The organism is Mesorhizobium sp. M5C.F.Ca.IN.020.32.2.1, from assembly GCF_004023105.1.
Lineage (GTDB): Bacteria > Pseudomonadota > Alphaproteobacteria > Rhizobiales > Rhizobiaceae > Mesorhizobium > Mesorhizobium wenxiniae.
In genome coordinates this window covers 1-6,995 of record NZ_RZSX01000282.1, presented here as the reverse complement: position 1 = coordinate 6,995, position 6,995 = coordinate 1, and the positions used below count along the sequence as shown (strand labels likewise).

General features: G+C 61.2%; 10 protein-coding genes. 4 read left to right on the top strand and 6 right to left on the bottom strand.

The window, feature by feature from the left end; translation table 11 throughout:
* From rpoN to ptsN, 3 genes are all read left to right on the top strand, one after another.
* Positions 1 to 1,190, top strand: a 1,190-nt coding sequence (gene rpoN / locus EOA86_RS15955; protein ID WP_128342490.1) for an RNA polymerase factor sigma-54, incomplete at its 5' end; no start/stop codon positions are given.
* Between the two features lie 268 nt (positions 1,191 to 1,458).
* Entirely contained in the window at positions 1,459 to 2,043 is a 585-nt protein-coding gene (gene raiA, locus EOA86_RS15950; protein WP_065010135.1) for a ribosome-associated translation inhibitor RaiA, read from the top strand.
* Between the two features lie 84 nt (positions 2,044 to 2,127).
* Positions 2,128 to 2,592, top strand: coding sequence for a PTS IIA-like nitrogen regulatory protein PtsN (gene ptsN, locus EOA86_RS15945; RefSeq protein WP_023797448.1), 465 nt, complete (start codon positions 2,128 to 2,130; stop codon positions 2,590 to 2,592).
* 77 nt (positions 2,593 to 2,669) lie between these two features.
* On the opposite strand, the gene EOA86_RS15940 is transcribed toward ptsN, so the two are convergent.
* Both EOA86_RS15940 and EOA86_RS15935 read right to left on the bottom strand, forming a co-directional pair.
* A complete protein-coding gene (locus EOA86_RS15940) occupies positions 2,670 to 2,927 on the bottom strand; it encodes a DUF1150 family protein (protein WP_029348168.1) in 258 nt (85 codons plus the stop codon).
* Positions 2,928 to 3,094: 167 nt separating this feature from the next.
* Positions 3,095 to 3,520, bottom strand: a complete 426-nt coding sequence (locus EOA86_RS15935; protein ID WP_065010134.1) for an Hsp20 family protein — start codon at positions 3,518 to 3,520, stop codon at positions 3,095 to 3,097.
* 143 nt (positions 3,521 to 3,663) lie between these two features.
* On the opposite strand from EOA86_RS15935, the gene EOA86_RS15930 reads away from it, so the two are divergent.
* Positions 3,664 to 4,605: a nucleoside hydrolase gene (locus tag EOA86_RS15930; RefSeq protein ID WP_065010133.1), complete on the top strand. Its 942-nt coding sequence runs from the start codon at positions 3,664 to 3,666 to the stop codon at positions 4,603 to 4,605.
* Positions 4,606 to 4,615: 10 nt separating this feature from the next.
* Here the strand turns inward: EOA86_RS15930 and EOA86_RS15925 are convergent, their stop codons facing one another.
* The 4 genes from EOA86_RS15925 to EOA86_RS15910 form a co-directional block, all read right to left on the bottom strand.
* A complete protein-coding gene (locus tag EOA86_RS15925; RefSeq protein WP_128342488.1) occupies positions 4,616 to 4,987 on the bottom strand; it encodes a hypothetical protein in 372 nt (123 codons plus the stop codon).
* Between the two features lie 5 nt (positions 4,988 to 4,992).
* Positions 4,993 to 5,262 carry a hypothetical protein gene (locus EOA86_RS15920; RefSeq protein WP_245497285.1) on the bottom strand — a complete coding sequence of 90 codons (270 nt, stop codon included), beginning with the start codon at positions 5,260 to 5,262 and terminating at the stop codon, positions 4,993 to 4,995.
* Positions 5,263 to 5,410: 148 nt separating this feature from the next.
* Complete coding sequence (locus tag EOA86_RS15915; protein ID WP_128342484.1) at positions 5,411 to 6,025, bottom strand: LysE family translocator; 615 nt, start codon at positions 6,023 to 6,025, stop codon at positions 5,411 to 5,413.
* 110 nt (positions 6,026 to 6,135) lie between these two features.
* Positions 6,136 to 6,995, bottom strand: an 860-nt coding sequence (locus EOA86_RS15910; RefSeq protein WP_245497284.1) for an amidase family protein, incomplete at its 5' end; no start/stop codon positions are given.

The following is a 6,995-nucleotide window of genomic DNA, read 5'->3' as shown; positions in this document are numbered from 1 at the left end:
GTCCCGACCTGACGGCTCAATGGAAGTCGGCATCCGGCAACGGTTCCGCGTCCTCTTCCGACGGCTTCGACGTCGGAGACATGGCGGCCGCCGCCATCACGCTGCGCGAGCACGTCGGCGAACAGGTCGCGCTTGCCTTCGCCGACCCGGCAGCACGCCTGATCGCCAGCGAACTGGCCGATGGCCTCGACGAGGCCGGCTATATGCGCGCCGACATGGCCGAGATTGCCGCCCGTCTCGGCACCGACCGAGCGGCGGTGGCGAATGCGCTCGCGGTCTGCCAGACATTTGAGCCCGCCGGCATCTTTGCCCGCGACCTCGCCGAATGCCTGTCGCTGCAGCTTGCCGTCCGCGACCGGCTCGATCCGGCGATGAAGGCTTTGATCGCCAATCTCGAACTCTTGGCACGGCGCGATTTCCAGACCCTGAAACGGATTTGTGGGGTCGACGAGGAGGATCTGCTCGACATGCTGGCCGAGATACGTGCGCTCGATCCGCGTCCGGGCATGGCGTTTTCGGCGGGCGCCAGCGACGCGATCATCGCCGATGTCGAAGTGCGGGCGGCTAATGACGGAAGCTGGGTGATCGAACTCAACCCCGAAACGCTGCCGCGCGTGCTGGTCGACCATATCTATTTCGCCCAGGTTTCACCGCATGCGAAAAACCAGACGGAAAAGGATTTCCTGGCGGAATGCCTGCAAAACGCCAACTGGCTGACGCGCAGCCTCGACCAGCGGGCAAAGACCATTCTTAAGGTTGCCTCAGAAATCGTGCGCCAGCAGGACGCCTTCCTCATCCATGGCGTGCGTCACCTGAAGCCGCTCAACCTGCGCACGGTGGCCGACGCCATCGGCATGCACGAATCGACCGTCAGCCGGGTCACCGCCAACAAATACATGCTGACGCCGCGCGGCGTGTTCGAACTGCGGTATTTCTTCACCGCGTCGATCGCTTCGTCGGGTGGCGGCGATGCGCATTCGTCTGAAGCGGTGCGCGACCGCATCAAGCAGTTGATCGATGAGGAGAAACCTGCCGACGTGCTTTCCGACGACGCGATTGTGGATATGTTGCGGGAAAGTGGCGTCGATATCGCCAGGCGCACGGTCGCCAAGTATCGGGAGGGCATGAATATTCCCTCGTCGGTGCAGCGGCGGCGTGAAAAACGCGCTTTGGCCAGCGCCGGACGTTGATCTCCGACGGAATTTCCACAACTTTCGCGCTTCATTGACAAGCCGCAATGAAGTGGCTAGAAGCCCGCCCGCATGGGACGGGCTACTGCCCGCATGCGGATGGTCCGTCACGACGTTGGCCACGGGACGGTCAAAGAAGGCGGCTTGTGATCAACCGGAAAGTTCGGATTTAAATTCGGCGCAAGTGACGCCGCAAAGCTTGTGCGCACAGACCACGGGTATAAACTCGGGACAGTTTGAAGCCTGAGCAAGGAAGGTCAGTTTTCAGATGACACTGCGCATATCAGGAAAACACATGGACATCGGCGATGCGTTCCGTACGCGCATCAACGACCGTGTCGGAGAAGTGATCGGGAAATATTTCGATCGGGGCTTTTCAGGGCAAATTGTAGTCGTCAAATCGGGGTCGCGCTACACGGCCGATTGCATGATCCGGCTGGATTCCGGCGCTTCGCTGCAGGCGACTGGTGAAGCCCAGGACCCGACGCTCGCTTTCGAGGCGGCGGCGGATCGCCTCGAAACCCGCCTTCGGCGCTACAAGCGTCGGCTGAAGTCACATAATTCAGGCAATGCCAACGGCGAGCTCACCGACATCGCCTATACGGTGATGGCGCCGCTTGCCGACGACGACGAGGAAATACCGGAGAATTTCGCGCCAGCCATCGTCGCCGAATCAACCATGACGCTGCGGACCATGTCGGTGGCGTCAGCCGTGATCGAGCTCGACACCAAGGACAGCCCGGTTCTCGTCTTCCGCAATGCCGGAACCGAGCATCTCAATATCGTCTATCGCCGGCCGGACGGAAATATCGGCTGGATCGACCCGTCTACGACCAAGGTCGCGCAGGGATGACGGCCAAGGCCGCACTGGGATAAAGCACCAAGCCGCACGCGAGAGTGAGGGCTGGCGACGGTAGGCGAACGAGGGATTTCAAGTATGGATCTGAGCGATCTCATCAACGTTCCGGCAATCTTGCCGGCGTTGAAGGCGAACTCCAAGAAGCAATTGCTGCAAATGCTGTCCGAAAGGGCTGCGGCGATTGCCGGCATTCCGGAACGGGAGGTGTTCGACACCATCCTGCAGCGTGAACGGCTGGGCTCGACCGGTGTCGGCAACGGCATTGCCATTCCGCATGGCAAGCTGGCGGGGGTGAAGCGGATCGCCGGGGTTTTCGCCCGGCTGGAGACGCCGGTCGATTTCGAGGCGCTGGACGACCAGCCGGTCGATCTGGTGTTCCTGCTTTTGGCGCCCGAAGGCGCCGGCGCCGACCACCTCAAGGCGCTGTCGCGCATCGCGCGGGTGCTGCGCGACGCCGACACGGTGGCCAAGATAAGGGGCACCCGCGACGCCGCAGCGATCCACGCGCTTTTGTCGGACACGCAGGCCTCGCATGCAGCCTGAGCTTTTTTGATCAGATCCGTTGAAGGGCCGCCGTGAGCGGCCCTGTCCGTTTCCAATCAGATCGCTGCGCCGTATTGTTAGTGGATGGGGACAGGGGTCAGGTCGTTTTCCAGGGCGCCAGCCAGCGCTCTGTCACGAGCGTCTGAAAGCAGGATCGGCTGGCCATTGGCGGCAAACAGGGCCCACAGTTCCAGGCCGGGCGCGATTTCGCCGAGGCCCGGGAAACGGCCGCGCAGATCGTCGCTCGACACTTTCCTGAGATAGGCGACCGAGCCTTCGCCGAGATGGGCGAATTCGCCGCTGGTCATGATGAGGTTTTCGTCAGTTCTGGTCATTTCAAGCCTCCTTGGCGCGAGGACGCCGCTCAAGGCCGCCTCGCATGAGAGCCATTTGAGCGCCGTGTGTCCAATTGGACACACAAAGGACGCTCTAACACTTCAATTTGCTGCATCATGCTTTCGGAAAATCGGTTCCGATTTTCCGGCCGATGCAGTGGTAAGGATCAGTCTTTCACCGATATATTTATTTTCCGTACCATCCGTTCGGATTCGGGCCGATCGAGATCGATCGCCAAAAGGCCGTTCTTCAGCTCCGCCGCGATCACCCGCATGCCGTCGGCCAGCACGAAACAGCGCTGGAACTGGCGTGCGGCAATGCCGCGATGAAGGAATTCGCGCTCGGTGTCATCGTTCTGACGGCCGCGCACGACCAACTGGTTCTCCTCCGTGGTCACATCGAGATCGTTTTCGGCGAAACCGGCGACAGCGAGCGTGATACGCAGCCTTTCGGCCTTCCCGTCTGCACCGCTGAGGCGCTCGATGTTGTAGGGAGGGTAGCTGTCGCCCGACTTCGCCAGACGTTCCAGCGTCTTTTCCATGGCGTCGAAACCCAGGAGCAGCGGGCTAGAAAAAGGCGTCATTCGGCTCATGTTACACTGTCCTCTCAAGAGCGACATAAAGTGGAAAAACCCAGATGGCATTTTTCCCGATGGCCTTGATATGGTCCGCCCCGCGGTCAAGTTCAAGCCGTCAAAAGCCCCGCCCAAAAAGACTCCCCAAACAAGGAATTGAAATGCCCGAATCCCGCAAGATCATCATCGACACGGACCCCGGCCAGGATGATGCCGTCGCCATTTTGCTGGCACTCGGCAGCGCCGAGTTGGAGATCGTCGGAATGACCGCCGTTGCCGGCAACGTGCCGCTGAGGCTCACCGAAAAGAACGCACGCAAGATCTGCGAACTGGCTGGCAGGCCAGACATCAAAGTCTATGCCGGCGCCATCCGCCCTTTGGCGCGTGAACTGGTCACCGCCGAGGAGGTGCATGGCGAGACCGGTCTCAATGGACCGCAATTGCCCGAACCGACAATGAAGCTGCAGGACCAGTATGCCGTCGATTTCATTGTCGAGACACTGATGAAGGAAGAGAGCGGCACGATCACGCTCTGCGCGCTCGGGCCGCTCACCAACATAGCGCTGGCGCTGATCCGCGAGCCGAAGATCGCGCCGCGCATCAAGGAAATCGTACTGATGGGCGGCGGCTTCTTCGAAGGCGGCAATGTCACCCCGACCGCCGAATTCAACATTTATGTCGACCCGCATGCCGCCGATGTCGTGTTCAAATCCGGCATCCCAATCGTCATGATGCCGCTCGACGTCACCCACAAGGCGCTGACCACGGCCAAGCGCACCCAGGCCTTCCGCAAGCTCGGCACCAGAGTCGGCACGGCTACGACGGAGATGCTGGAATTCTTCGAGCGCTTCGACGAAGAGAAATACGGCACCGATGGCGGACCGCTGCACGACCCTTGCGTCATCGCCTACCTGTTGAAGCCGGAGCTGTTCAGGGGCCGCAACTGCAACGTTACCGTGGAAACCGCCTCGGAGCTCACCATGGGCATGACCGTGATCGACTGGTGGGGCGTGACCAAGCGACCGAACAACGCCATGGTGATGCGCGACATCGACCACGATGCGTTTTTCGCGCTGCTGCTGGAAAGGCTGGGGCGGCTTTAGAGCCGCTCACTCACTCATCGAGCAATTGGTACGTTTCGGTGCCATTGCGACGGTACCGCCGCTCGAGCGCAACTTCTGATCCGATCGCTCGCGGCATTGCTGCGTCACCATATACGAATACCAGGAGGTCATTTTCGTTGAGACGGATTCCGTACTGATAACGGAATCCTCTTCCGATCCACGCTTCGGGGCTCGGAGGAACATTGAGAACGTTGACCACAGTGCCAGTCGTCGACTCCACATCGATGATTGGGCTGCTCCGCCTTGCAATCAGTGCGCCGATTGCCAGAATGCAGACACCGACCACAAGGCTGGTGATGACGATGCCCCGGAGATTTTCCCGCAGTATTAGCAAGGTGAGGGCCAGCCGCGCTCTTGCCATACGGTTCACTCCGGAAACCGGTAGAAGACCAAGCCGTTGTCGCGCGTGACGCGCTCTATGGCGACACGCGCACCGATAAGATGCGGTCGATCGTCGTCGATGAAGACAGATGAACCGTCCTCGAACAGCATATAGACACTCTGGCCTTTGCCCCAATGTGCACTTTTGACCGTGGCATCGATTGGCTCGACCGAGCGGATCGGGGTGGCGTCATTCGTCCACTTGTGCGGATCCGAGGCAAGCAACGCCACAAACAACGATGCGATCAGGATCACGCCGATCGCGTGCCTTTTCACATCCGCAAAAGTCCATGGCACCGGCATGAATCCCCAGCCATCGATTCATGTGGTGCACAGAAGGCCGACTTTCAATCGGCCTTCCTGTCCAGGAGATCGCTGGTTGCGTCCCGGCTCTCGGCCGCCATTACTTCGCCTTGGAAAACGCCAGCCACAGGCCGCCGCCGATCAGGAAACTGCCGCTGATTCTGGACATGAGCTTGATGCGGCTGGCCGAGAGCAGGCGTCCGGCGCGGCCAGCGGCCAGGGCGAAGGTCGAATCCGACACGGCGGCGAAGATCAGTGCGGTGAGACCCATGACGAGGATCTGCAACGCGTAGTTACCTTCGGGGGCGACGAACTGCGGAAAGAAGGCGCCGAAAAAGACCAGCGTCTTGGGATTGCTGATCGCCACCAGCAGGCCTTGCAGGAAGAAGCCGCCGCGCGGTGTCTTCGCCGATCCGTCGGCGTTCAGCTTGCCCTTGGAGCGGAACATCTGCACACCCATCCAGATCAGATAGGCAGCGCCGATCAGCCTGACCCATTCGAACCAATGGCCCATGCCCGCGATCAGCGAAGTCAATCCGATGCCGACAATGGCAATCATGATGGCCAGCCCGGCCTGCGTGCCGGCGACGTTGGCGAGGCCGGCGCGGGAGCCATGGCGGATGCTGTTGGCGATGATCAGAGTGACCGTCGGTCCAGGCACCAGGACAATGACGATACAGGCAACGACATAAGTAGCGTAGAGTTCCAGCGACATGGTTTTCCTCGACAGTATGCGGCTTGCGACGCGGCCGACCGTGATCAATGCATGACAGCAACGCAGGTGCAAGCCGGCAGCACATGTCGCTGGCAGCCCTGACCTGGATTTTAGGCTCCGGCCTGCCATGGCAGCGTCGTCTCGTAGGCCGCCGCCGCTCTCAGCACGGTCATGTCGCCGCGCGGCCGTCCGATCAATTGCATGCCCATCGGCCTGCCTCTGGCATCGAAGCCCGCCGGTACGTTGACCGCAGGGCAGCCGCCCAGCGTGGCGAACGCTGAAACCTGCATCCAGCGGTGATAGCTGTCCATGGCACGCCCGGCCACTTGCGTCGGCCAGTGGGTGGAGACCTCGAAGGGGAAGATCTGCGCAGTCGGCAATGCGACGAGGTCGAAGCGGTCGAAGAGCGATAGTAGGGTTTTGTGCCAGGACGAGCGCCTCACCGTGGCGGCGTGGATCTGCGGCGCCGTGAGCTGAAGCGCGTGTTCCACCTCCCACACGGCCTCCGGCTTCAGAAGACTGCGTTTCAGGGGATCGTCGTAATGCGCCTTGAGCGCACAACCGCTGCTCGCCTGGCGCAGCGTCACAAAGGCCTGCCACAGCGCTTCGAAGTTGAAATCCGGTACCAGCGCTTCGGTCTGAAAGGATACGTCGGCGAATCGGCCGAGCGCGGCCTCGCAAAGCTGTAGAATGCCGGGTTCAACCGGAAGATGGCCGCCAAGATCGCCGAACCAGGCGATGCGGCCGCCGGTCGTCGGCGTTCGAAGCCCTTCGAGGAACGAGCCGACCTTGTGATGTGAGAGCGGCGCGCGAGGCTCGTAGCCAGCCTGCTCGTCGAGCAGCAGCGCCATGTCACGCACGTTGCGGCCCATCGGCCCTTCGACTCCCATCTGCGCGTGAAAGACGTCAAGCTCGGGGCCGGCCGGGACAAGTCCCTGCGACGGACGGAAGCCATAGACATTGTTATAGG